13 protein-coding genes are annotated in these 25350 nt (G+C 47.6%); 1 reads left to right on the forward strand and 12 read right to left on the reverse strand.

Annotation, left to right across the window (positions count from 1 at the left end):
* Window positions 1–267: 267 nt before the first annotated feature.
* From ACZ0NX_RS05580 to ACZ0NX_RS05625, 10 genes are all read right to left on the reverse strand, one after another.
* Complete coding sequence (locus ACZ0NX_RS05580) at window positions 268–960, reverse strand: HAD family hydrolase (protein ID WP_464406072.1); 693 nt, start codon at window positions 958–960, stop codon at window positions 268–270.
* A 237-nt stretch (window positions 961–1197) separates the two neighbouring features.
* Window positions 1198–1806 (reverse strand): heat shock protein transcriptional repressor HspR, encoded by a 609-nt coding sequence (locus tag ACZ0NX_RS05585; RefSeq protein WP_060786873.1) that lies wholly within the window; start codon window positions 1804–1806, stop codon window positions 1198–1200.
* A 45-nt stretch (window positions 1807–1851) separates the two neighbouring features.
* Complete coding sequence (locus tag ACZ0NX_RS05590) at window positions 1852–2913, reverse strand: DnaJ C-terminal domain-containing protein (protein WP_464406024.1); 1062 nt, start codon at window positions 2911–2913, stop codon at window positions 1852–1854.
* 219 nt (window positions 2914–3132) lie between these two features.
* Entirely contained in the window at window positions 3133–3858 is a 726-nt protein-coding gene (grpE, locus tag ACZ0NX_RS05595) for a nucleotide exchange factor GrpE (RefSeq protein ID WP_464406026.1), read from the reverse strand.
* Window positions 3858–5744, reverse strand: coding sequence for a molecular chaperone DnaK (gene dnaK / locus ACZ0NX_RS05600; RefSeq protein WP_464406028.1), 1887 nt, complete (start codon window positions 5742–5744; stop codon window positions 3858–3860). Before dnaK ends, grpE begins: the two co-directional genes overlap by 1 nt.
* A gap of 960 nt (window positions 5745–6704) precedes the next feature.
* A complete protein-coding gene (locus ACZ0NX_RS05605; RefSeq protein WP_464406029.1) occupies window positions 6705–14117 on the reverse strand; it encodes a peptidase in 7413 nt (2470 codons plus the stop codon).
* Between the two features lie 839 nt (window positions 14118–14956).
* The gene (locus ACZ0NX_RS05610; RefSeq protein WP_464406030.1) at window positions 14957–17665 is read right to left on the reverse strand and encodes a glycoside hydrolase family 31 protein; all 2709 of its coding nucleotides are present in this window, start codon (window positions 17663–17665) and stop codon (window positions 14957–14959) included.
* Window positions 17666–17747: 82 nt separating this feature from the next.
* Window positions 17748–18581, reverse strand: coding sequence for a carbohydrate ABC transporter permease (locus ACZ0NX_RS05615; protein ID WP_060786880.1), 834 nt, complete (start codon window positions 18579–18581; stop codon window positions 17748–17750).
* Entirely contained in the window at window positions 18578–19513 is a 936-nt protein-coding gene (locus ACZ0NX_RS05620; RefSeq protein WP_081090941.1) for a carbohydrate ABC transporter permease, read from the reverse strand. The genes ACZ0NX_RS05615 and ACZ0NX_RS05620 overlap by 4 nt, the downstream gene beginning before the upstream one ends.
* A 133-nt stretch (window positions 19514–19646) precedes the next feature.
* Window positions 19647–21035, reverse strand: a complete 1389-nt coding sequence (locus ACZ0NX_RS05625; RefSeq protein ID WP_464406033.1) for an extracellular solute-binding protein — start codon at window positions 21033–21035, stop codon at window positions 19647–19649.
* Between the two features lie 282 nt (window positions 21036–21317).
* Here ACZ0NX_RS05625 and ACZ0NX_RS05630 point away from each other — a divergent pair, with 282 nt between their 5' ends.
* Window positions 21318–22328: a LacI family DNA-binding transcriptional regulator gene (locus ACZ0NX_RS05630; RefSeq protein ID WP_464406035.1), complete on the forward strand. Its 1011-nt coding sequence runs from the start codon at window positions 21318–21320 to the stop codon at window positions 22326–22328.
* Between the two features lie 28 nt (window positions 22329–22356).
* On the opposite strand, the gene ACZ0NX_RS05635 is transcribed toward ACZ0NX_RS05630, so the two are convergent.
* On the reverse strand, window positions 22357–23130 hold the full coding sequence (locus ACZ0NX_RS05635; protein WP_464406037.1) for a TraX family protein: 774 nt from the start codon (window positions 23128–23130) through the stop codon (window positions 22357–22359).
* Window positions 23131–23514: 384 nt separating this feature from the next.
* A complete protein-coding gene (locus ACZ0NX_RS05640; protein ID WP_464406038.1) occupies window positions 23515–25221 on the reverse strand; it encodes an alpha-amylase family glycosyl hydrolase in 1707 nt (568 codons plus the stop codon).
* Between the last annotated feature and the right edge of the window lie 129 nt (window positions 25222–25350).

Raw genomic sequence — 25350 nt, forward strand, 5'->3', positions numbered from 1 at the left:
GCAAGAAAAATCGAGAATCTCAGGCGACTAGCGATACGCAAAGGTTCAAGCATGCAAGAGGGCTGGGTGATTCTTGGTCGAACAGTATAAGAGCGGCAGCCGATACCAAATAATCCAATGACTCACCCTACAAACAAACTTCAATCCAAAAAACAAAATCAAAGCCAAATCGGAACAACCGCAACAACAAACCACACGTAATAGGCGGAGCGTTGTGAGACAAGAATTAGCCAGCCCTCCTACACACCAAATAGGAAATGTCGCGCGCTACTGCGCAAGGCGATCAATGATGTAGCGCTCAAGCGCTTGCGGCGTAAGGTCTTTGTAGCCGTTTAAGTCCGCAAACTGCGGTCCGCCGCTAACATCTAAGTTCGAGTACGCTCTTTGTGCAAGAGTGGTCGCTCCCGAAGCCGCAGCCGACTTTAGCCCCGCAAACGAATCCTCAATCGCAATGCAATACTTCATGTTTTGCGCACTAATGCCAAGCAACCTACCTGCAGCCAAATACGGCTCGGGGCTTGGCTTTGTAGGGTATCCGTCATCGCCGCAAATAAAGCCAGCAAACGCACCTTTAGGCGCATGATTCACAATGTTTTCAACAAGTCGCCTTGGCGAATTGCTCACTAAAATCGAAGGGATTTCTGCGTCGGCAAGCTTTTGCAAAAGATCTAAAACGTCTGGCACCCATGGAACTTCCGCGCTTTCGCGCTCGGCAACGTAGTCCACCATCGCGTTGCCAATCTCTTCAACGCCCATCTTTGTTCCGCGCGCAATCATGGCTTCGGCAACATCTTTTAGCGACCCGCCCGAGTACTGCCACGCAAGGTCTTCGCTCCACTCGCCGCCGTGTTCTTTTGCGATTTTAATCTCGGATTCGTGCCAATACGGCTCGGAGTCGATTAGCGTGCCGTCCATATCCCAAAACACTGCAGCCAGCTTGCGATTTTCCGCAGCCGCCATCTCAATTGCCGATTTTTGTGCTGTTAACTCTGCCAATGCATTTTCCTCGGTTGCGCTCGTTGCCATTAATCCCCTTATATTCTTATACACTTATACACCTACGCGCTTAAGCGCTACTTAACTTATTCACTTATGCACTTATTTGCGCGTTTGCATTTGTGATTATCCACATATCCACAGTCTATTTAAACATTTGACTAGTATTTAGAAAAATCTAAACTAATGTTGGAGTAGGCGCTACAGCCCAAACGCACGCCACAAAACAATCGACCTATCGTCTTCTAAATCATTGCTTGCATAATCATTATATTGCGAATCGCCATTATTGCCTCTCGCATAAGACGACGGCAACTCGCGCTGAGGCACGCGAATATCTCGGCGCCAATCCTTTGCACGCTGCGATCGCTGAACCTCCACAATGTTCCCATCTGCACTCGCTGCAAAAATGTTTCGCTCCGCACTCGCCGCCTCGTCAACCAGGCGCCTCACTTGCCTTTTAAGTTGGCGATTTTCTTCTTGAAGCTCCAAAATCCGCATAATTCCAGCAAGATTCACGCCGTTTTCTTGGCTCAGTTTTTGCGTTTGCACAAGCCTATCTATGTCTCTAAGCGAGTATCTTCTGGCTCCGCCTTCTGTACGCTGCGGCATAATCAGGTGCAATCTATCGTATTGCCTAAGCGTTTGCGGATGCGTGTCGGTTAGGTTGGCTACGTGACTCACGGTAAAAATCGGCATGTCGATTTTAAAGCCCACTTCGTCCGCGCCGTCAAGCGTTGCATTTCCACGCACTAGCGCCACTGCACACATCTCATACAGCGCCCTAATTTGGCGATCCAACCTAGCCATGATTTTCCTTTCTACACGCAAACGCAACCGCTAAGCGATTTGTTGCTATGCCCGCAAATCCTTAACTTCTTGCTCGTAATCTGCGCCGCACGCCTTATCAAACTCTTTTGCAGCGCGCTTTACCGCCATTGTTGACTTTTTTGGAACGCGAATTTGCACAATTCCAACAAACGCGCCGTCTTTGCCTGGCACGCCTTCGCCTTCTACGCGTATTCTGCTGCCGCCCGAAGTTCCAGACGGCACCTTAAACACAACTGGCTCGCCATCTACGTTTTTAAGCGTGACTTTTGCTCCGTGCACAGCTTCGCTTAAAGTCAGCGGCAAAGTGGCCACTAAGTCGCAGCCTTCAATCGAGAATTGCTCCGACTTTTCCACTTGCACTTGCAAATACATGTCTCCAGAAGCGCCGCCAAACTTTCCTGGCTTTCCCTTTGACTTTAGGCGGATTTTTTGCCCGTCTTTTACGCCTGCAGGAATATGCGTTTTAAACGACTCTCCGCCCGATCGAAGCGAAACTGTAGCACCTTTAAACGCTTGCTTAAACGTTAGTTTTATAGACGTTGTAATGTCTTCGCCGCGTTCAGGCGAGTTTTGCGGAGCAGATTGAGCAGATTGAGCGTACTGGCCAGATTGAGCATACTGCCCGTACTGCCCGTAGTCTGCGCCGCCAAATCCTGCTTGCGACTGCGCGCCCGCGCCGCCCGTAAACATGGAGAATATGTTGCCCATGTCTGGCCCAGCTCCGCCCGTGGAGAATCGCACGCGTGAGCCGCCGCCCATCGGCGACCCGCCAAACATTGATGAGAAAATGTCGCTGAATCCGCTTGCGTCGAATCCGCCTGCTCCAGAGCCGCCAGCGAATCTTGCTCCGCCTGCGCCAAATTGACGAATCGCATCGTAGCGCGCACGCATCTGCTTATCTTTCAAAACATCGTACGCTTCAGATACATCTTTAAATTTTTCTTCTGCTTCTTTAGTTTTGTTTAAGTCTGGATGATATTTTCTAGCGAGTTTTCTGTACGCTTTTGTAATCGTGTCTTCGTCAGCATCTTTGGAGACGCCGAGAACCTTGTAAAAATCTTTGGCTAGCCATTCATTCTCAGCCATTTAAGCTCCTTTTTCTTGAGCCACTGGCATTTATCTAAATAACCTATATCTAAATAACCTACCCGCGCTGGCAGCTTAGAATCTAAACCACCAACACGAGTAGGCATGGGACTCGCAAGTAGACGTTTGATGCAGTGCGCGAGCTAGACAAGCTAAACAAGCACTAACACTAGCGATGTTTCACGCGTTGTTTCACACTGTTTTACACTGCGCACGCTACTACTCATTGCTTGGAGACGCCACTACAACTCTTGCCGCGCGTATAACGCGATCGCCAATCCTGTAGCCCGACTCCACAACAACATCAACCGTTTCCTTAGTAGCATTTGCATCTGGCTTGTGTAGAATCGCATCGTGCTTAGTCGGGTCAAAGTCTTCGCCCTTTTCGCCAAACTTTTCTACGCCAAACTTTTCAAACGCCTTATCTAATTTTGCGGCCACGGCCTTGAACGAATCGTCCATTGCGCCGTGTTCGCGAATCCTATCAATGTCGTCTAAAGCTGGCAATAAAGCCGTAAGCACGTCTGTTATTCCATGCTGCCTAAATCTGTCTTGCTCTTTGGCGGCGCGGTTTCTAAAGTTGATGAACTCTGCTCGCTCGCGTTGCAACGCTTCCAAATAGTCCGCCGCCTCTTTTTTGGCTTTGCCAAGAGGCGTTAAGGAATCGTCTTCTTCGCTGCTTTGCTTGTTTGCAGAATTGTCATTCTCTTTAGATTTACGCGCGTTGGATTCGTCGTCGGTTGCTTGCGATTCTTCCGCAGCTGCGTCTGTGTTAGCAGCCGCATGCTTTGCTTCGTGCTTTGCCTCATGAGTTTCCTCATGCGCTGCAACACCATCTGCCGCAGCGCTATCCGCCGCACGCGAATCGCCAGCAGCCGAATCGCCAGAATCCGACGGCACGTCTTCCAAACCGCTCAAGTAGTCGTTGGCGTTAAACTCGGACATTACTTGTTGTCCTTATCGTCCTTGTCGTCGTCCACCACTTCGGCGTCAACCACGTCGTCATCTTTAGAGGCACCTGCATTTGCATCAGATGCAGCACCAGCACCAGCAGCACCTGCAGCACCAGCCGCACCCTGCTGAGCATAAAGCTGCTGACCAATCTTTTGAGCAGACGTCATAAGCTCGCTTTGCGCACTCTTAATCTTCTCAATGTCGTCACCCTTCAAAGCTTCCTTCAAAGCATTCACCTTTTCGGTAACTTCCTTGGAGATTTCGTCGGAAAGCTTATCCTTATTGTCGTTAACAAGCTTTTCAGTCTGGTAAGCAAAGGATTCTGCCTGGTTACGAGTATCCGCTTCTTCCTTGCGCTTCTTATCTTCCGCTTCGTGAGCTTCCGCCTCTTTAACCATGCGGTCAATCTCGTCCTTTGGCAAGCCAGATCCGCCAGTAATCGTCATGGACTGTTCCTTGCCCGTGCCCTTATCTTTAGCAGAAACATGCACAATGCCGTTAGCGTCAATGTCGAAAGTCACTTCGATTTGTGGAACGCCACGAGGAGCTGGAGCAATACCCGTCAACTCAAAAGTACCAAGAGGCTTGTTGTCGCGCGCAAACTCGCGTTCGCCCTGGTAAACCTGAATCAACACGGATGGCTGATTGTCTTCTGCAGTAGAGAACACTTCGGATCGCTTAGTAGGGATTGCGGTATTACGCTCAATAAGCTTCGTCATAATTCCACCCTTGGTTTCAATTCCCAAAGAAAGTGGAGTTACGTCAATAAGCAGAACGTCTTTGCGGTCTCCCTTAATAACACCCGATTGCACAGCTGCACCAACAGCCACAACCTCATCTGGATTCACGGACTGGTTCGCTTCCTTACCGCCCGTAAGCTCCTTTACAAGCTCCTTGACGGCTGGCATACGAGTAGAACCACCAACAAGCACCACGTGATCAATCTGGCTTACGGAGATGCCAGCGTCGGAAAGCACGTTGTTAAATGGCGTACGGCAGCGACCAAGCAAGTCGGAAGTCATCTCCTCAAAGTGAGCGCGAGTCAATGTCTCATCCAAATGCACTGGAGTTCCGTCTGCAGTCATAGCCAAGTATTGCATCGAAATTGAGGCGGATGTAGAAGAGCTAAGCTCCTTCTTTGCCTGCTCAGCAGCTTCCTTCAAGCGCTGCAAAGCAATCTTATCTTTGCTCAAATCAACGCCATACTTGTTCTTGACTTCGCTAACAAGCCAGTCAATAATCTTCTGATCCCAGTCATCGCCACCCAAGTGGTTATCGCCATTAGTGGCCTGCACCTGGATTGTGGAGAAGCCGTCGTCATCCTTACCAATCTCAAGAAGCGACACATCGAAAGTACCGCCACCCAAGTCGAACACCAAAATGCGCTCGTCTTCCTTGCCTTTTTCAAGGCCATAAGCCAATGCAGCAGCAGTTGGTTCGTTAATAATACGCAGCACGTTCAAGCCTGCAATCTTACCTGCATCCTTAGTTGCCTGACGCTGAGCATCGTTGAAGTATGCTGGGCATGTAATAACAGCATCGGTTACTGGCTCACCAAGGTAGGCTTCTGCATCTCGCTTCAACTTCATCAAAACCTGAGCAGAAATCTCTTGTGGAGTCCACTTCTTGCCATCAATCTCAACGGACCAATCCGTACCCATATGGCGCTTTACGGAGCTAATCGTGCGGTCAACGTTAGTAACAGCCTGACGCTTAGCAACTTCGCCAACCAAGATTTCTCCCGACTTGCTGAAAGCCACCACGGACGGTGTTGTACGCGCACCTTCTGCGTTAACAATAACTGTTGGGCTGCCGCCTTCAAGCGTTGCAATGCAGGAGTTCGTTGTTCCTAAATCAATACCTACTGCGCGTCCCATAATATCTCCTAGCTATCTTATCTATGTACCTTTTAATCTATGTACTCAAATTCTTGGCAGCCAGCCTTGCGACTAGCCGCTTTTTCTTTTTACAAAACTTGAGTCTAACACACTCAAGTTATTAAAGTCAAGCATTTTTGCGCGCGTTTCGCAAAAACTTAACACTCCCCCACTCAACTTTGCGCAGCGAGCGCGCCTTTATATTTAGAGTTGCGCAATTCCTTACTTGGTGTTGCGCGGCTTCCTATTTAACGTTGTAGGAGGGCTGGCTAATTCTTGTCTCACAACGCTCCGCCTATTACGTGTTGTCTTGTGTTGCGGTTGTTCCGATTTGGCTTTGATTTTGTTTTTTGCTTAAGTTTGTTTGTAGGGTGAGTCATTGGATTATTTGGTATCGGCTGCCGCTCTTATACTGTTCGACCAAGAATCACCCAGCCCTCTTGCATGCTTGAACAATTGCGTATCGCTAGTCGCCTGAGATTCTCGATTTTTCTTGCTCTCTCGGCGAGTCACCACCTTCGGCGCTGAGGCTCACCTCTTTCGCGGCGAAAAATCTCGAATCTCTACCTAACTTGCGCGACGACCTGCCTTGTACTGCGTTTGTAGCTGATTCACGGTGTGTCGAGCTACAAAATCGGGAAGATTTTCCCGAAAATGTTGCTCAAAACAGCAAAATCAACTACAAAATCGGGAAAACAACTCCGCTTTTTGTACGTGATTTAGGCCAAATTTGGTACAAAACCCGTCAAATCGCTTGCGCGGTCTAAGCGCGCGAACGTCTTCGCTTGCGTTGAAAGCACACAGTGCTTTCAACCTTGAGCAAGCTCAGCGCTCCGAATTGCCTTTTCGCACTACGCTTTAAGCGAAAAGGCAGGTCGGAGCGCAAGCCATTTTGTGCGATATCAGTTATAAGCTAACAGACATCAGTGCAGGCGCGCATCGCAGCGCATCGCAGCCAAGCTACTTACTAGCGTGCTTACGGCGCTTAGCAGACACTCCGAGTCCTGCCAGCCCCACAAACATAGCGGCGAACGCGCTTAGCGTTGCAGAATCAACGCCAGTCTGAACGCTCAAACTACCGCGAGAAGAACCGCCCCTATCTGCATCCGCCGCATTCAGCGCCGCAAGAGCAGCACGAGCCGCACGAAGCCTATTCAAAGCTGCGTCAACCTGCGCCTGAGTTGCATTTGGATTGGCAAGAACAGCACGCGCATTCTGCAACGCAGCATTAAACTCGCTAATCACGGCAGCAGCGTTCGCAGCATCCGCAGAAGCATTAGCATTCACGCCATTAGCAATATCCGCAAGTGCGCCATTTACCTCCACAATCAGCATGGACTTATCAACCGCAGCAGCGCCAACACCAAAACCAGTGCCAACATAACCGCTACCGCCGTTGCCAAACGAGCCAAATGCATCAAGAATACGACGCTTTATAGCCTGCAACTTTCTAAGAGCCGCATCAACCTGGGCCTGCGTTGCATTTGGATCCTTAAGCACCTCATTCGCTTCCTGCAGCGCCTTGTTGTACTCAGCAATATCCGCACTGTTTGCAATCAAGAACGGGATTGAATCGCGGAATGTAGGGTCATTATCTGCCTCATTACGCAAATCAGACTTGTCGGTTCCATGGTTTCTTCTAAGGGCTGCCTTGGCATCCTGGAGCCTCTTCAAAGCCGCGTCAACATCGGCCTGTGTAGCGTTCTCGTCGCCAAGCACAGAATTTGCCTCGGCAAGCGCATTCGCGTACTCTTTGGCTTCTTCGCTTCCTGCAGCGTTCTGGAATTCTGGAGTCTTCCTGAAGGTGTCGTCAGCACCAGCCTCAGTAGACAAATCGCCCTTCTGAGTCGCATAATCTTTTTCGATCTTCGACTTGGCTTCTTGGAGCTCCTTTAGAGCCTTGTCGAGTTCCTGCTGGGTTGGAACCTTAGTGCCTGCTGGAAGAGGATTTTGTACACCACCATTAACAAGATCGAAGGCCTTAAGAAGATTCCTGGCTGCTGTGAGCTTGTCGTTGTAGTCCTTAAGATCCTTCTTAGCATCTTCATCACCCTTAGCAGTCGCATTCTTGAACGCAGGAGTGTTCTCGAACACGGTATCGCGCGGGTCGTCGTCGCCGTCCTTAGACTGCTTGACTTCTTCGTTCAGCTCGGTTGGATTGGTCTTGTAGTTAGCAAGGATCTTTTCCTTGATTTCCTTAAGAGCCTTTTGAGCCTCATCAACTTCTTGCTGAGATGGGATGTCCTTTTCACCAGACTTTGGATTACCGTTCTCATCGAACTTACTAAGAAGGTCGTTAGCTTTCTTTAGAGCATCTTTGTACGTTTGCACATCCTCAATGTCCTTGTCGCTATTACCCTTCTTGGCAAGTGCGTTCTTATACTCTGGGCTGCTCTCAAAAGCAGGATTATGAGCCGTTCCGTGCTCATCCTTATCATCAGCTTCCTTCTTAAGGTCAGCTGCGTTGGTCTTGAAACCATTGGTGATTGCATCCTTGGCAGCCTTCAACTCATCAAGAGCTTGCTTAACATCAGCATTGGTTGGCTTTGAGTCAGCTTCAGCGTTTGGATCAGGATTCTTGACCTTGTTGATAAGTTCCTGCGCAGCCTTAAGCTTTTCGTTGTAAGCTTCCAGCTTTGAGGTTGCATCAGTGTCACCAGCATCCTTCTTCGCAAGCGCATTCTTGTACTCAACCGTCGCTTCGAACGGAGGTGTTACATCCTGGCCCTTGTCATTCTTATCGCCAACTTCGTTTTGAAGAGGCTTTACGTCGGTCTTGTAGTTGTCGGTAACTTTGTTCATGGCGTCTTGCAAAGTCTTAAGCGCTTCATCAACTTCCTTCTGAGTTTTACCAGTTGGATTATCAATGATGTCCTTGGCCTTCTTCAAAGCACCATTATCAGTGTTCTCATCGAGAGCTTCAACATCCTCTTTAGCCTTGGATTGCTTCTGCGTATCAGAACTGTCATTCTTAAGCGCCACAGCATTCGTATACTCAGGAGTCTGCTTAAAGCCGCCATTCGCAAAGTCCTTTGCATCCTTAAGCAAAGATACATCGGTCTTGTAGGTGTCGGTAATAGTTTGCTTAGCCTTCTTCAAGGCAGCAAGCGCCTCGTCAACCTGCTGCTGCGTTGGACGTTCGCTGAGTGTAGTCGAATCCTTCTTGGCAAGTAAATCACGTGCAGCCTTGAGAGCCTTCCTATAAGCATCGACGTCGTCATTGTCCTTGTTGCCTTCACCCTTCTTAGCGTCAGCGTTCTTGAACTCTGGCGTGTTCTCAAAGTCGCTTTCACCGACAGTTTGCGCTCCGTCCGCAGTAGACTTAGCTGCTTCTTCGCTCAATGCATACGTATTAGTCTTGTAGGCATCAAGCGCGGTACGAGCATCGTCAAGCTTCTTCAAAGCGTCGTTAACTTCTTGCTGAGTTGGCTGCGCATCCAAAGGCGTCTTGCTCTTAGGATCTGCTTTATTGATCAACTCCTGAGCCTCGGCCAACGCCTTGTCGTAATCGACCTTAGCTTTCTTGGCAGCATTGTTCCTGGTGTCATCAGGCTGGCCATCATCCTTCAAGAAGTGAGGATCAGAGGCGTTGCGATATGCGTCGGAGGTAACAGTACCTTCGGTAGCCGCAGTCTCACCCTGCTTCTCTTTACCGTGCTTGCCAACGCTCTTTTGGAGCTTGGAGGTGTCGGTGTTAAAGCCAGGAACATGCGCTTGATCTTTCGGATCGCCTAACAGTGCTTTGCGAGCGTCGTCAAGGTCTTTTTTAGCTTTGTCCACCTCTTCTTGCGTTGCATCAACTTTTACGAGCAACTCTTTTGCTTTGTTAAGCATTTCGCCATACTTGTCAACCGCTTGCTTTGCCTGTTCGTTCTTGCCAGCGTCTGGATCAGCGCTATCGGCTTTTTGGAACACACGCAACGAAGCATTCTTATACGCAGGAGTCTGCTTGGTGTTGTCGTCCTCATTAATCGACTTAATCAAGTCGTCGGTATTAGTCTTAAACTTATCCAGACCTTTAACAGCATCATTAAGCTTTGCAAGGAGATTTTTTACATCCCTATTCAAAGGCTGACCCTTAGCATGCTGCTGCAACTTCTTAAGCGCATCTGCGTTGGTCATGTCAATGTCTTTATCTGGAATAACAGACTCTGGGATTTCGATATCGTCGTCACCCTTGTCCTTATCCATTTGATCATTGAAGGCCTTTTGCAACTCCTTAAGTGCATCGTCGTATGCTTTCGCTGCCTTCGCTTCGTCAGAACCTGCAGCACCAGCGGACGCGTTTTTATACGCCGGGCTATTAGTAATGGCTAAGCTGTGAAGCAGCGCCGCCGAAATCTTGCTGGTATCGGTTGCGTACTTATCGATTGCCTTACGGGCTTCAATAAGCTTATCCTTAGCCGCGTCAACCTTTTTCTGATCTACGGTGCTCCCTGACTTCTTTAATTCATCCATCAATTTTTTTGCATCGTGGTAAGCGTCATTGTAGGCTTTAAAGTCCTTAGCAGCTTGTTTAGCATTCTCAGCATCGGCAGGATCTTTGCTTTGTGCCAAATCAAACGCATTGAAGTACGCTGGCATCAAATAACCGCTGAAGTTGTCCACAAGTGCCTGCGCAAGATCAGTTGGATTTGTTTGATAGGTATCAGCATGAAGTGCTGCTTCAGCGTCTTCAAGCGCCTTCTTTGCGTCCTCAACGTCTTTCTTGGTGGCTTTTTTGTCATCAAGAACATCCTTGGCTTTCTTTAAAGCGTCGTCGTAATTCTTAACAGCTTGCTGAGCAGCAGGATCATTAGTCTTATTCTTGGCGTTCTTGTAGAACACGCTTTGCTGCGACTCATCATCTGGATTCGGATTATCGAAGCTCTTTTGCACAGCAGCATCAAGAGGAGACTTGTCGGTTGCGTTCTTGTCGAGCGCTTCCTTGGCTTCCTTAAGTTTCTTGATAGCCTCGTTCACTTCCCTCTGGGAAGCGTTTGGTTCCTTGGCAAGTTCTTTTGCCTTCTTTACAGCGTTATCGTAGGCTTCGCGCTCTTCCTTCTTCGAGTTTTGGTAGGTTGGGTCAGCGGTCTTGAGTTTTTCGTCACCAGTCTTATCAGCATCGCCCGTGTTTACCTTGCCATGCTGAGCGATGGCATTATTCAACTCATCCTTGTTAGTGGTGAAATCGTTAAGCTTCTTGCGAGCATCGTCCAGCTTTGCCTTGGCTTCGTCAACGGCTTTTTGAGTAGCGTTGTCGTCCGCTTTTACTTTTTCAGCTTCAGCAAGCGCTTCATCGTAAGCTGTCTTGGCTTTCTTAGCTGCTTCATTTCTTTCGGTGTCATCAGAACCGTCGGCCTTCTTGAAGTCAGGATCGCTCACGTTCTTAAACTGATTCGTTGCTTGCGTACCAGACGCAGCAGTTTGACCTTCTTGAGCCTTGCCGTGATCATTAATCGACTGCTCAAGCTTTGTCTTGTCAGTATTATCACCATCAAGTTCGGCGCGAGCCTTATTCAGCTTAATCGTTGCGTTATCGATTTGTGCCTTCTGATCCTCGGTAAGCTTCGACTCGTCGGTGTTTTTAACTTGATCATACAAGGTCTTTGCATCTTGCAACGCCTTATCGTACGCATCTTTCTTATCCTTAGACGCGTTGTAGTACTTAGCCTCGGTAGGAACGTCTGTGTTGTCAATCTTAGTGGTCTTGTGACCCTCAATCGACGTCTGCAAATCGCTCGTCTTATGATTCGTCTGCGGCACAAAAATAACGTTAATCGCCTTTGCTGTGTTCCAAGGGTTTTTGCCACTTTCGATGTAAATGTTTCTGTACATCGTCATTCCATACGGCAAAACAAACAGGCGCGCTTTATATACCTTGTTTCCTTTAGCAGCAACTTTTACCGGCTTAGCGTCTTCATCCCAAGAATACGAACCAGCTTCTGATAAATTATCACCTAGTTTTTCGCCAGAATTATCAACCTTACGACTATATTTCCAGTAAGCGCCGTCCATATTGCCGAGCGACAACTCAGTTGTAGGCTGTCCATCTTTAAGCACGTAGCCTACATGCGACTTCTGCGGGTTGTCTTTATCGCCTTCATGAGCAAGAGTTTCGCCACCAGCAAGCGTTGGCAAGCCAGACTTGTCTTCCTTTGGCTTAGCCGTTAGCAAATTAAGAATCTTATTTGTATCAAACTCTTGTGCCGCAGTTGGGTCGTAGCGGTAGATAATAGTCTTCTTGTCTTCGCTCCAGGAAAGACCTTCGTCGGAGTTGCGGCCATCAATCTTGTCTTTAGTCCACGAAACATCGTAATCCGTACGAATATTTGGAATCCTTGTAAGCTTGTTTTCCTTTACATTAGAGGTAAACTCGGCAACCGCCTTATCGGTCTTGATTTTAACGGTAATTGTATTTTCCGCCTGACCATTAGAGATTCCCTGATTTGCATGACCAGCCTTAGTAAAATTGCCCTTAAGATATTCAAGCGAAATCTGGTTCTCATAATCAGCTTCAGTCAGGCCAAGCTTATCATTGCCCTTGTTAGCTTCGTAAATAGCCTTCTTAATGCGCGCAATCTCGTCTTTCGAATAATCGAGTGGGTTAGCCACAAAGACTGCTTTATCGCCAGTTGGAACCTTAACATCCTTTTCTTCAAACTTCTTCAACACAAGGTCGCTGAGCTTAATCGTAGGGGCGAGGCTTGGGTCCACGCCTTCGAAGTTGATGGTGACTGTGCTGTCAGCGTTAAAGACAATCTTGTCTTGAGGAATGTGGTTAAGATTTGCCAGCTTCTTTGCGATTTCGTTCTTTACGTCATCGGAGATGCTGTTCGGGTCTTCAACAACTGGCTTGTCGATGCGCGTATCGTAGCGCGCAACGGTAAGGGCGAGCGGCTCGGACTTGTAGCCGAGGTCGGAGACCAAGTAGGTCTTGAAGTTGTTCACGCCCGTAACATACGTTGTTGGCTGACCCTGCTGCGACGTTACCTTATTAATGCTATTAAACTGATTAACGTCATACGCCTGCTTATCGGTAATAACAATCTTTTTATCAGGGTCATCTGTAGTATTAACAACTGGCTTTGATTCTTCCTTGCGCACGCCCACGCCGAAAGCTTGGCTTGCGTCTTTAATTTGCTCACGCACCGACTTGCCATCCTTGGCCGCGGTAGGAGCGCCAAGAGCCTCTTTAAGCCTTGCGCGAATTTGTTCGTCAGTAAGCTGCTCATCGTACTTTAAAACAATCGAGCCAGTCTTTTTTGGTGGAATAATCGTTGCCGCACGCGCAATATTCGTCTTGTACAGCAAGACTTCCTTCCCGTCTTTCACGCCATACGCATAGATACTGCGGTTGGCAGCATAACCTTGTGCGCCATTAATGCTTCCTTTTCTATAAAGCTTAGTCATAGTAAGCGTGACAGAGCCGTCGCCATTTGTTTTAAGAGAGTACTCACCAGAGTAAGACTGATGCCATTCACCATCACCCGAATTATATTCAGAAAAACCTTTGGCATTCTTATTATTAATATCAATATTATCGTTCGGGAAAATAGCAACCTTGGTAACAGAGACACCATCGGCTGGCTTAAGAATAAATTTAACTTCTTGGTTTTGTCCGCTTTCAACATACACATTGTCAGACTTGCCCCATGCGTACATGTTTGGGAGAGTGTCTTTTGTGTCTTTTGAAATCGTTATCTCGCTGTTAGCTTGTGGTCCTGGGTCTTGCTGCCCCGTCGCTTCGCGATCTTGAGCAGTCGCAGCCTCATCGGTTGGCTGAGCACCAGGCAACGAGCGCCTACCGCGACGCTTTGCCGAGCCGCTATCCTTGTTCACAGCACCTTGCTCATTTGTGTCAGCAGAAGCATCGCTCTCTGCATTGGAAGTAGTAGAATCAGCAGGCGCTTTCCCACCTTCAGCCTGCTGATCCACAACATCAGCTGCATTCGCACTACCGTTTGCAGCACCATCCCCAGCCAGCCCAGTCTCATTCTTGTTAGCCTTAGAATCGGCCTTATCAGAAGTCTCAGTCTTCTTAGCACCCTCAGCCTTAGCGTCCTCAGCGCCCTTAGCCTCACCTTCAGCCTTAGCCTTGACCTTGCCTTCGTCCTTAGCGTCCTTAGCCTCGCCTTCAGCATTCTTCTTATTAGCAGTTAAATCCTGCTCATTTGCAGCATTACTTGTCTTAACAGGCGTAGAAGTAGTCTCCGCCGCCATTGCAGGAGTTGCGCCAAAAGCAATCGCCGCGCCAGCAATTACGCCAGCAGCTCCAGCAGAAAGAGCAGCCACCTTTCGCATGTCAACAGCCTTTATAACGCCATTGTTGGCTGCGGAACTCAATGTATTCTTTGCAATCTTATTGGTGTGCTTACCAGATTTTGTGGTCATGTTCTCCTCTTTCTGTGAGTTTAATTCGACTTATTTGATACCGCTTTGCGCGTCTACCATTGGCGCCCAAAGTGCTATAGATTTTAACAATAACAATTTAAAGTCCCATAGGTTACATCTATAATGATGTATCTAACCTCTGATAAGTCATTATAACATTTAATAAAAAATTTTGAAGACTACCAACAAATGTTTATGGCTTTTAGGGATGTATACCCCCCCCCCAGGCCTTTTATTTCAAGGATTTTTGCGGAATATTTTTTAGATATTTCTGGCGATTTCAACACGCCAAGCGCCGTTTTTAGCTTAATTTCCTAAACATTTGTATATGATACAAATCACATTTTTCCCGCTTTTTGTACGCGCTTTGACTGAGCTTGAAATTGCATAACGCATTTCAAGCTCCTTCAAAGCGCTGAGCCGCTCAAGCGTAAAGCCCAGTGGACTTTACGCGCGGCGAAGACGCGAGCGCGCTGTAACGCGCGAGCGATAGGCCAAATTTGGTACAAAGTGCGGAAATATCGTTCGCGCTGACTGCATCAAGTGAGGTAGAGATTCGAGATTTTTCGCCGCGAAAGAGGCGAGCCTCAGCGCCGAAAGGTGGTGACTCGCCGAGAGAGCAAGAAAAATCGAGAATCTCGGTGATGAAAAACACGCAAAAGTTCTAGATATCCAGAAGGTTTGATGTATTTCTCTACGAGCAATAAATAGCGCCATCCTAAAACCTAAAACCTTAGAATATTAACGTTCATAAACTATCCGTAAAAGTGCGCGTCACTTGCGAGGAGAGAAATACTCAAACCTCGCGCAACAACAAGTAGGAAATATCGTTCGAGCGCTTACAACGCGCTGCGAAGTAAAATCTCCTCAAGCGCACGCTTAACCGAGTCAGGCAACGTGCACTTCCATTGCGCCCACTTAGCAACCTCTGGGTGCTGCGGCGCATGCGCGTTAGTCAAGTCAACGCTTTGCTGATGTCGCTCAAACTCGCTCTCGCTAGTGTATTCAAGCGCACAAAGCTCACTTATAGCACTCGCGCTGCCATCAGCCTGGCGAATCGCATCAAAAGCAATCTCCTTGCCGCGGTATGGCATTTGCGCTTGTAAAAGCAACCTGTAGCAATCGCCAACCTTAGGGTCGGCAGCAATTTGCAGCCCGCCGTCAACAATTATGCGCACGCAATCGCCAACAGGCACGTTTCGCACAGAAACAGTAAGACTTAAGTCGCCCTCTTCGCCTTCATATGAAACTTCTACAGCCTTAGATTCAAGCTGATTTTCCCCAACAAAAACGCGAACGCGCGAAAAGTCTGGGCAAGCCACGCCTCTAAACACCACGCTCCAATCGCGCTTGGAAGGCAGGGAAGAAACGGCACTATTGCAACCCGTTGCAGCGTTAATCACAAATTGCGTAGACGCGTTGCCGTCGCGCCAAATCAACTCCATACGCGTATCGGCAGTTTTCCCAGCGCACGCGTCTTCAAATCGGCCATTATCTTCGCGCATCACAAATTCGCCGCAATCCCCTGGGAATGCAAGAACGCGCAAAGATCGCGGATTTTCAACGCTATTAACCGCAGCCGCCGCCTGCTCGCTACTTGCGCAAGACGCCTCACTCGGCAAAACTTGCATTGGCACAATGACCCCAGCACGCGCAAACGCTGGCACGCGGTCGATTCCTCGCCAAACCTCAAGCCTGCGCCCCGCACCGCCGCGCGAAACGTAGCGCCTTCCGTCAAAGAAATCGTACCAATCGCCTTCTGGAAGCCAAACGGCAGTGCACCCGCGCTCAACTTGCGCGCACCCCTTGCTAACGATTGGCGCAACCACAAGCTGGCTGCCAAAGCGGTACTCGTTCGGCATCTCGTATGCTGCAGGCGTTTCTGGCGATTGCCAATACATTGGCTCTACGATTGGCCTGCCATCAACCGCCGCGCGATAATTCATTGTATATAAATAAGGCAGCAATTGCGCGCGAAGTCGCAGCATTTTAACCATCGCGTCACGAGTTTCACGCGGGAAGTTCCACGGCTCCTTGCCTGCAAACGGCGAGCAGCTGGAGTGAAGGCGATTAATCGGGCTAAACGCGCCGAACGCATACCAGCGCGCCTCCAGCTCATCGCATCGCACACCAAGCATGTGGCCGCCAATATCGTGGCTCCACCAGCCGTAGCCAATGTTAGACGCCGTAGAAGTAAAGTAAGTTTGGAAGGCCAGCGAATCCCACGTTGTTACGCTATCTCCCGAAAATCCCACTGGGTAGCGATGCGAGCCAGGCCCCGCGTAGCGCGAGAACGTGAGCGGCCACGCGCCGCCGCGCCCCGAATCCTGGTAATGCACGTGGTTAAGCATCCAAAGCGGATCCAGCCCAGCCTGCTTCGTGACTCCGCCCTGCTGCCAATCAATCCACCAGAACCCAACGCCCTCGTTCTCCATGCGCCGATGCATGTTTAGGTACGCGCGCAAAAAGCGCGGATTTGTAAGGTCAAACTCAACTGCCTTGCCGCTTGCTGGATCAATTCCCATATCGCGCGCAACTTGCGCATAGTCTTCTTCAAACGCGCGCACGCCGTCTCGCGGATGCAAATTAAGCGTTACAGCAAGCCCGTCGCTGGCAAGTTGGCGCAAAAACGCGCGATGATCTGGGAATAAATCGCGGTTCCACGTGTAGCCAGTCCATCCCGAACCGTACTTTGGGTCCACGTCCGTTACGTGCCAATCCATGTCGATTACGGCCGTGGAGAACGGTATGCCTTCGCGCTTAAAGCGGCTCATTAGCTGCAAATATTCGTCTTGACTGTACCTGTAGTACCTGCTCCACCAGTTGCTCAGCGCAAATCGCGGAAGAAGCGGCTGCGCGCCCGTAAGCTTGTAAAAGTCGCAAATTGCGCCTATATAGTTGTGACCGTAGCCAAAGAAGTATAGGTCTTTAGAGGTTGATTTAGGGGTTGATTCAAGCCCACTGCCATCTGCCTTTGCGCGCGGTTCCACCCATGCCCCGTATGGGTTTTCTTTTCCATCAACAGCAGCCGCGTACGCGATTTTTGCCGAGCGCGAATCATCTAACACGGCCCACCCGTCGCGAGATATTACGCCCGTTCCAAGCTTTACAGCCCCATCCGCCTCGTCCACCGTTCGCGCCGTGCCAAGCAGATTGCCGTGGCATTCGTCGCCGTAATGCCATGTGTTAAATTGCGAGCCTGGCACTCCGTGCACAACAATGCTCAAGCCCTCTTTGCTAAACGGCTGCTGGTTGTACGAAATCAACAGTTTTTCGGTTTCGACTTCTATCCAGCCGTTTTCCAAGTTTTTTACACTGAACACAGGCGTGCCAGCATCAAAGTTTCGCCTTACAACTGTTTGCGTAGGCGCGTCTACAAATCCGCCGTTTTCGCTCCACTCAAGGCGCACAAGCGAATCCGTGATTAACGTAATTCGCCAATTTTTGCCGCTTATAACCTGCGACTCTTTTGCCTTAGTCAGCGGATTTTTGGCGTAATCGTAAAAAATGTGCTCGTCTTGAACACCGCGTGCGTCTTGTAAAGTCATTCGGTTTGCCCTTTTCTACTTGCAACATCTACTTGCAACATCTACTTGCAACATCTACTTGCGACTTCTCTACTTATCTTTTCTACTTGCCGCTACCAGTTGAAATTCCAGCAATAAACTGCTTTTGGAACACCAAGTACACTACTATCACAGGAATAATAGCAAGCGATGCCGCAGCAAACAAACCGCCGTAGTCGGTTCCAAATCTTCCACTAAAAGTCTTCAATCCAACTGCAAGAAGCTGCTTTTTCTCGTCTGTAATCATAAGGAATGGCCACAAATAGTCTTCCCAATTCCACAAGAACGTAAATATTGCTAGCGCAGCAATAGTATTGTGGCTCATTGGCAAGATTATTCTGTGGAATATTCTAGAATCCGAAGCTCCATCCAGTTTTGCAGCCTCAATCAGTTCGTCGGATATTCCACTTATTGATTGACGGAATAAAAAGATTCCGAATGCGCTTATTAAGCCTGGAACAATAAGCGCGCGATACGTGTCTTGCCAGCCAAAGCTAGTCATCATGTCGTATTGCGGAATGATTGTTACCGCCCAAGGAACCATCATTGTGCTTATTACTATTCCAAAAAGCAGATTTCTGCCACGGAACCTCATTTTTGCAAACACATATCCAAGAACGGCGCTTGTATAAATGGCTATTACTGTTTTAACCACCGATATAAACAGCGAGTTAAAGAATAGCCTCAAAAAGTCGAATTTTTCTTGAATCCCAACGTAATTTCCAAACGTACTTGGCTTTGGGAACAGCCCGCCGTCAACACGCACAATGTCGCTGTTTGGAGCAAAGGAAGATACAAACATCCAAATAAATGGCACGATTGTTAAGAAAGACAATAAGAATAGGAATATTGTAAGAGACCAGCTAATGATGCTCTTCTTAAGATTATGTTTTTTCATACTAACTCACTATCCTTAGACGCTTTAAACATTATGAATGTTAGGATTCCAGTGATTATAAATAGAACAACGCTCATTGCAGAGGCGATTCCAAAGTTATATTTTTGGAATGCTTGATCAAAAATCAAATAGCTGATTGTGTACGTTGATGTTCCTGGACCACCGTTGGTCATAACAAGAATCTGAACATACGCTTGAATATAGCCAATCATAGATGTGATTACTATAAAAAGTGTTGTTGGTTTTAGCAATGGAACTGTTATTCTAAAGAATTTTTGCACGCTGTTAGCGCCGTCGATTTCTGCCGCTTCGTAAACATCTTTTGGCAAGTTCATTAATCCAGCCAAATAAAGCACCGTTGCGTAACCAAAATCTTTCCAAATTGTCATTATTATGATTGCTGGCATAGCCCAAGTGGAACTGTGCAGCCAATTGATATTTAAGCCAGTAACTCTATCAATCATGCCAAACTGCGGGTCAAACATCCACATCCACACAAAGCTCACCGCCACCAACGGCGTGATTGTTGGCATGTAAAAAAGACCTCGCAATGTGTCTTTGCACTTAACCAGCTTGGAGCTTAACAACATTGCAAAACCAATGCCAAGAATAACTCGGAACACAACGGATACAAACGTAAAGATTGCAGTGTTTGCTATTGACTTCCAGAATAACTTATCTACTAAAATCTGTTTAAAATTATCTAGCCCAACCCAATTGTATGTTCCAACAAGCGGATTCCATTCGTGGAAGCTGCCTGCAAAAGCCTTATATATTGGATAGGCAAGAAAAATCACAAAATAAACAATCAGAAACACTACTGCTATATTCCGAAAGGAGAAGGTTCGAGAAAGAGCAGTGCTTATTTTTGACATACCACCATTATGTTTTCTCATTTTGTACAAATGAGAATCCTGATTTACCTGTTTCATGATTTTCCTTGCCTTACCTACTGAGCACAATGATTACTAGTTATAGCTAGTTTTGACTAGGCAACTAATTACTTATAGTCGACTTATAGTCAACTTAAATCGACTATTTCTAGCTGCCTAGTCTACTTTATTTTTACTTGTGCTCTTTGAAGAACTCGTACTTACTTTCTGCAGACATAAACTTAGAATTCTTCATATCTTTGACCATTGTTGCTTGAGCCTCTTTGATTGCAGCATCAATAGACTCACCATTTTGCATAACGTTCTGGAAAGCAGCCTTGCTACTTGTTTCCACGGTAGAAGGCGTGATTCCTGGCCAGATTAGGCGATCTACACGCGGTTGAATCGCAGCCATTACTGGAGCCTTTAGAATCTCAGGATCGTTTTGCAAAGACTTCTTTGCTGGGAACGAGTTCAAATGTTTTACCGCCGAGCGAATAAACGCGTCGTTAGCAAGAATGAACTTAATAAAATCTTGAGCAACCTCTTGCTGTTCTTTTGACTGATGAGCGTTAATTCCTGGAGTGGATTCGCCGTTGAAGCGGTCGTAAGCAAATGGCTTTTCTTTTGTAAATGTTGGAGTTGGGAAGATTCCGTATTCAACATCTGGGTACTTTTCTTTTAGCACACCTTCAAGCCATCCCCAGGCATAAACCATTCCAGATTGGCCGTTTCCAAAGCTCTGAGTGTAATCTGTACCAAAGTCGGTAGAAATAACCTTGTCTTTGTCGTACAAATCCTTCAAGAACTTCATGTTTTCACGCGTGACTTTGTTGTCATAATTAGGCTTCTTGCCACTTGCATCAAAAGCAAGCTCGCCACGCTGATAGTTCAATCCTTGATTGATTGCAGCATAAGCATCGCCATTCACGTTGAATCCAGCCTGTTCCATCTTGGAGCCGTTCCACTTAGTGAGTTTCTTTGCCACTTCGCGCAACTCATCCCAAGTTGTAGGAATGTCTGCCTCGGTTAAACCAGCTTCCTTCCAAAGCTTCTTGTTGTAGTAAATGTTTCCCGTATTAATTACGGAGTCAATGTACTTTACATTACCTTTAGCATCTTCATGCGCACTCGCCGTTGCATAATCCGATTCCATAGCAGCCTTGTCAATCTTGTAATCGGCAGCATATGGGCGAATAAGCTCATCCTTGGAATTGTGAATATTAAACAAAGCTGGGCCTTTTGTTCCCTTTAGAGCAAGTGGGAGCTTTGTCCAATAATCATCCCAAGCAACGTTCTTAGTCTTAAACTTTACATTTGGATAAATCTTTTGATAATCCTTAATCATGTCGTAAATCGGATCTGTGGATGCGTCTCCCCAGCTCCAATACTCAAGCTGGATTGGCTTTCCTTGATTTACTAAATGATTTGGGTCGTACTTTAAAGCTTGACCCATAACAGCTAGGCCTTTGTCTTTCTTTGTATCGGTTACTCCTGCTGCACCATTATTCCCACATGCGGCAAGCGTAGAAATCATGCCCAAAACTGCTATACAGGATATGCATATTTTTTTAATCTTCATTGTTACTCCACTTCCTCGTGAAATTGATGGGTAATTTTATAATATTGCTTTATGTTTGGTGCGGTCAAACATTAAAAATGTAAATGTAAAGGTTTTCATTTTAAATCCCTAATACTAGGCGATTTTTGCAAGAATAAACGCCCTTTAGACGGCGTGTCTAAAAATGTAAACCTTTTCATTTATGATGACTAGAAGCATGGTAATTAAAAAGAGATGCAGTTAAAACAGTAACAGTGTGATTAAAACAGTGTAGTTAAATAAAACTCTTAAAAGAGGTGCGATTTGTCAAAAACTAGTATTTGCGATGTAGCAACACTGGCTGGTGTATCAATTGCAACCGTCTCCAGAACATTCGCGCATCCAGAAAAAGTATCAGCATCTACTCGCGCAAAAGTTATGCGCGCCGCCGAACAGATGGAATTCACTGTTTCTAGAACCGCTGGGGAACTTAAAACAGGTAGGTCATACCGAATAACGCTTCTAATCGGAAGTAGCAAAATCGAGTGGTTTAGCTCCGCGATTATAGAAGGCCTAAATAATGTGCTACAAAAAAATGGATACGACCTTGTAATCTACCTTTTAGAAGAAGTTGAGCAAAGAAAAACCTTCTTTAAAGAATTGCCTTTGCGCGCAAACACAGACGCAATAATCGTATCTTCATTCGACATAAGTAACAGCGAGGCAGAACAGTTGCAGCGCATAAATGTGCCAATTGTTGGAATAAACTGTACAGCTTCTAAAGTGCTTTCTGCATCAATCGGAATCGACGACGCACTCGGCATAAAACTTGCGATTCAACACTTAGCAACATTAGGGCATAGGCGTCTTTTATACGTGTATGAGCATTTTTGTTCGCCTTTCCACTTTAGCTCGTCAAGAAGAATCACAAGCTTTGAAAATGTGTGTAGAAATATTGAAGGCATGCAATGGAAAGTGCTGCCAATAGACACCAAAGATGACCCCATAAATGCCACACTTTCCGAAATTTTTGCACAAGATAATCCGCCTACCGCAATATGTTTCCACCAGGATTCAACAGCAATGCCATTTTTGTTTAGATTGCAAAAATTGGGGATTCGTGTGCCAGAAGATTTGTCGATTATTGGATTTGACAATGGCACATATGCAAAAGAGGCAGAGCTAACTACGATTCGTCAAAATCCTAAAATTATGGCGGAACAGGCTGGCAATATTGCAATATCACTTATAGAAGGCAAGCCTGTAGCAAGAAGGCATATTACAGCCCCGTTGCAGCTTATTATAAGGAAATCTACGGCTGCACCTAAAGACTAAAGCAAAATCGTGAATACTAAGATAGCACCTAAAGCAAAATCGTGAACACGCTTGCGATTACAAGCATAAGCGGATACCACGCATACATAAGCCAGCGGAATTGCTTAGTTTGCTTAGGGCCGTCGCCATACGGACTGCGATAGTGCAGCACAGCCACGCCAACACCTGGCGCCAAAAGCGACATAGCGCCAAACGCGCCTGCAATCAGCTCCATGCGAATCTCGTGATTTTCTAGGAACCTAAAAATCAGCACAAATCCTAAAAGTAAAGCTCCGCCCCAAAAAATATTCTGCCTAAAGCCGACTTTGCCGAAAAGATTCCACAATATTCCTGCAACCAGGATCACTGCGATTGACGCCACTTTTTGCGCGCCCTTAAAACGCGCACGAACCATGTCGATTCCCGAAAGCACAAAAAGCGCAATAACAAGCCCAAACACTGGGTTTTGCGAGCGCATGTCGAAAGCGCAGCCAAAGGTTGTAAAGTCGTACGGAACCTCGCAAATAAGCGCAAGCACAAGCAGCCGAAGCGTGTAAAGGTTTAGGTTATGCGTGTTTTGATATCCGCGAACAAGCAGCCACGCGTACCACGGCAGAGCCGACCAGCTTATAACTTCGCACACTACGGCAGCGGTGAGGCTCCACATGTTGGAGTTGGAAAGGCCGCCAAAAAGGTGCGGAATAACGGTTGTGCCAAACGCGCTGAACATCATCATTACAGCACCGAGCAGCTTGAACTTTTTGAGCGTAATCCCCATTTTTATGTTCTTGTCTGCGCGGATCTTTGGTTTTAGCGCGTCCATAATTCACCTCTTGCTAGCACGCGTGGCGTTAAGTGCGTATAACGTTGAGTGCGTATAAGCTTTTGCCATTGTTGCAACGTTATTGACAACAGCGTTGACATCATTGCAATTGTATCAAACTCAGACTTAAATCTCTGTAGTGAGCTTTTTCTTTTATCCCGCGTTTGTTCCCTTTTACCCGCATTTGTTCCCATTTTGGCCCATTTCGTAAACAAACTCGGGCACACTTCCCCTCGTTTGTTCCCTTTTACCCGCGTTTGTTCCCTTTTTGACCCATTTCGTAAACAAACTCGGGAAGATTTTCCCGAAAATGTTGTTCAAAACGGCAAAATCAACAACAAAAAGCGGAAATATCGCTCGCGCAACGCCAAACGATGAAACGGATTATAAAACAAACATTGCGAAGGACTGCGCGCCGAGTTTAAGCGCGGAAGAATCGCAAGCAACCGCTCCAACCGAAATCCGCGGCTGCAAAATCGCCTCTGGCGTAAGCCCTGCAAGCGCGCTAAGCGCAATCGTCTCCTCGTTTAATCCAGGATTCATAGCCACAATGATTCGTTCTGTAGAAGATTCGCCATCCGACCCATTCGATCCAGCCGCGCATCGCTCGTACGCAAAACTACGACCATCCACAGGCGCGTACAACACTCGCCAACTGGCATCCGCGTGCAACGCCGCGCACTCGTGACGCAAAGAAATCAGCGCGCGCACCCAGTTAAGCAGCGAATCACCATTCTGCTCCTGCCCCAAAACCGTTGGAATTTCGCCACTTTGCACGGCCTGCTTGCGCGAGTTTGCGCAAGCCCTCCCATCCGCGCGCACCTCAACAGGCAGGTACAACTTCGACTTTGCGGCCGTGGAGAATCCAAAATTCTTAGAATCATCCCACTGCATTGGCGTGCGCGTGCCCGTGCGCGCATAACCGCCCTCTTTTGTAGGAATGTCGCGGTATTTCATGCCGATTTCGTCGCCGTAATACACAAACGGCACGCCTGGCATTGTAAGAATCATGCCAAACGCAATCCGCCTTTCGCGCTCGCTTAATCGCGGAGCAAGGCGCGGAGTATCGTGATTGCACGTTATAAAGCTAAAGTAGCCCTCGTTGCAAGTGGCCTCATACTGCGGGCAATAATCGTCTAAAAATGGGCAAATACTGCCGCCGCCGCGCGCATTAAAGTAACTGTGATCGCGCTCGGGGCTGCTATCTAGCGCATTATCCACATCGCGAGCCAAGCGCGCGTAACCGTTTGGCTGCCCATCCCAGCGCCAATTCAAATAGAAGTCCATGTCGAACCCAGCAGCCAGCGCCTGACGCGGCCTGCCCCACTCCGAAACGAAAGCAGCCTGCGGGTACTCGGCTTTTACAGTACCCAGCATTTCTTGCCATGCGCGAATCGTGTTGTCTTTTCCAAGGCTTCCCGGGCCATTGTTGTCGTCGTTTTTTACAAGCGAATCCGCCATGTCTACGCGGAATCCATCCGCACCGAGCGCAAGCCAGAATCGCATAACATCAACCATCGCGGCACGCGTTTGTGCAGCCTCCGTGGAATCTGGCGCGGATTGCCACGCGCGATCCCTATGCGCAAAACCGTAATTTAACGCTGGCTGGCACTTAAAGAAGTTAAGAATATACGTGGCATCTCGCTCACTTTCGCCGCCAATAAACGGCATGGAATAGCCACTAAACGCGCTGTCTGTCCATATATATCGCTTGCTAAACTCGTTTTCTTGCGCGCGCGAGCTTTGCTTAAACCACTCGTGCTCCTCGCTTGTGTGCCCTGGAACAAGGTCTAGCAGAATGTGCATTCCGCGATTGTGCGCCTCGCTAAAAAGACGCTGCAAATCCTCGTTTGTACCGTAGCGCGCTGCCACCTTTTTGTAGTCGCGAACATCGTAGCCCGCGTCTTTAAATGGCGAATCGTAGCAAGGATTCAACCAGATTGCGTTGCAGCCAAGCGACTTTACGTAGTCAAGCTTTTCGATTATGCCTGGAATATCGCCAATTCCGTCGCCGTTTGAATCGTAGAAGCTTTGTGGGTAGATTTCGTAGAACACGGCGTCGCGTAGCCATTGTGCATGTTCGTTTTGCATATTTCCCCCGTTTTGTTGGCGTAACTTATCTTTTATTTTGACTTGACTTTTAACTCGTACGATTTTATTTTACTATTCACTTTCCCGCATTTGTTCCCCAAAACACCAAAAATGGGAACAAACACGGGC

This window comes from Gardnerella rara (assembly GCF_055452355.1).

Excerpts from the sequence above, each read along its gene's own strand:
- dnaK (WP_464406028.1), bottom strand. The coding sequence starts at position 5,744 with ATGGGACGCGCAGTAGGTATTGATTTAGGAACAACGAACTCCTGCATT.
- ACZ0NX_RS05605 (WP_464406029.1), bottom strand. The coding sequence starts at position 14,117 with ATGACCACAAAATCTGGTAAGCACACCAATAAGATTGCAAAGAATACA.
- ACZ0NX_RS05635 (WP_464406037.1), bottom strand. The coding sequence starts at position 23,130 with ATGGACGCGCTAAAACCAAAGATCCGCGCAGACAAGAACATAAAAATG.
- ACZ0NX_RS05580 (WP_464406072.1), bottom strand. The coding sequence starts at position 960 with ATGGCGGCTGCGGAAAATCGCAAGCTGGCTGCAGTGTTTTGGGATATG.
- grpE (WP_464406026.1), bottom strand. The coding sequence starts at position 3,858 with ATGTCCGAGTTTAACGCCAACGACTACTTGAGCGGTTTGGAAGACGTG.
- ACZ0NX_RS05615 (WP_060786880.1), bottom strand. The coding sequence starts at position 18,581 with ATGAAAAAACATAATCTTAAGAAGAGCATCATTAGCTGGTCTCTTACA.
- ACZ0NX_RS05610 (WP_464406030.1), bottom strand. The coding sequence starts at position 17,665 with ATGACTTTACAAGACGCACGCGGTGTTCAAGACGAGCACATTTTTTAC.
- ACZ0NX_RS05625 (WP_464406033.1), bottom strand. The coding sequence starts at position 21,035 with ATGAAGATTAAAAAAATATGCATATCCTGTATAGCAGTTTTGGGCATG.
- ACZ0NX_RS05620 (WP_081090941.1), bottom strand. The coding sequence starts at position 19,513 with ATGAAACAGGTAAATCAGGATTCTCATTTGTACAAAATGAGAAAACAT.
- ACZ0NX_RS05585 (WP_060786873.1), bottom strand. The coding sequence starts at position 1,806 with ATGGCTAGGTTGGATCGCCAAATTAGGGCGCTGTATGAGATGTGTGCA.
- ACZ0NX_RS05640 (WP_464406038.1), bottom strand. The coding sequence starts at position 25,221 with ATGCAAAACGAACATGCACAATGGCTACGCGACGCCGTGTTCTACGAA.
- ACZ0NX_RS05590 (WP_464406024.1), bottom strand. The coding sequence starts at position 2,913 with ATGGCTGAGAATGAATGGCTAGCCAAAGATTTTTACAAGGTTCTCGGC.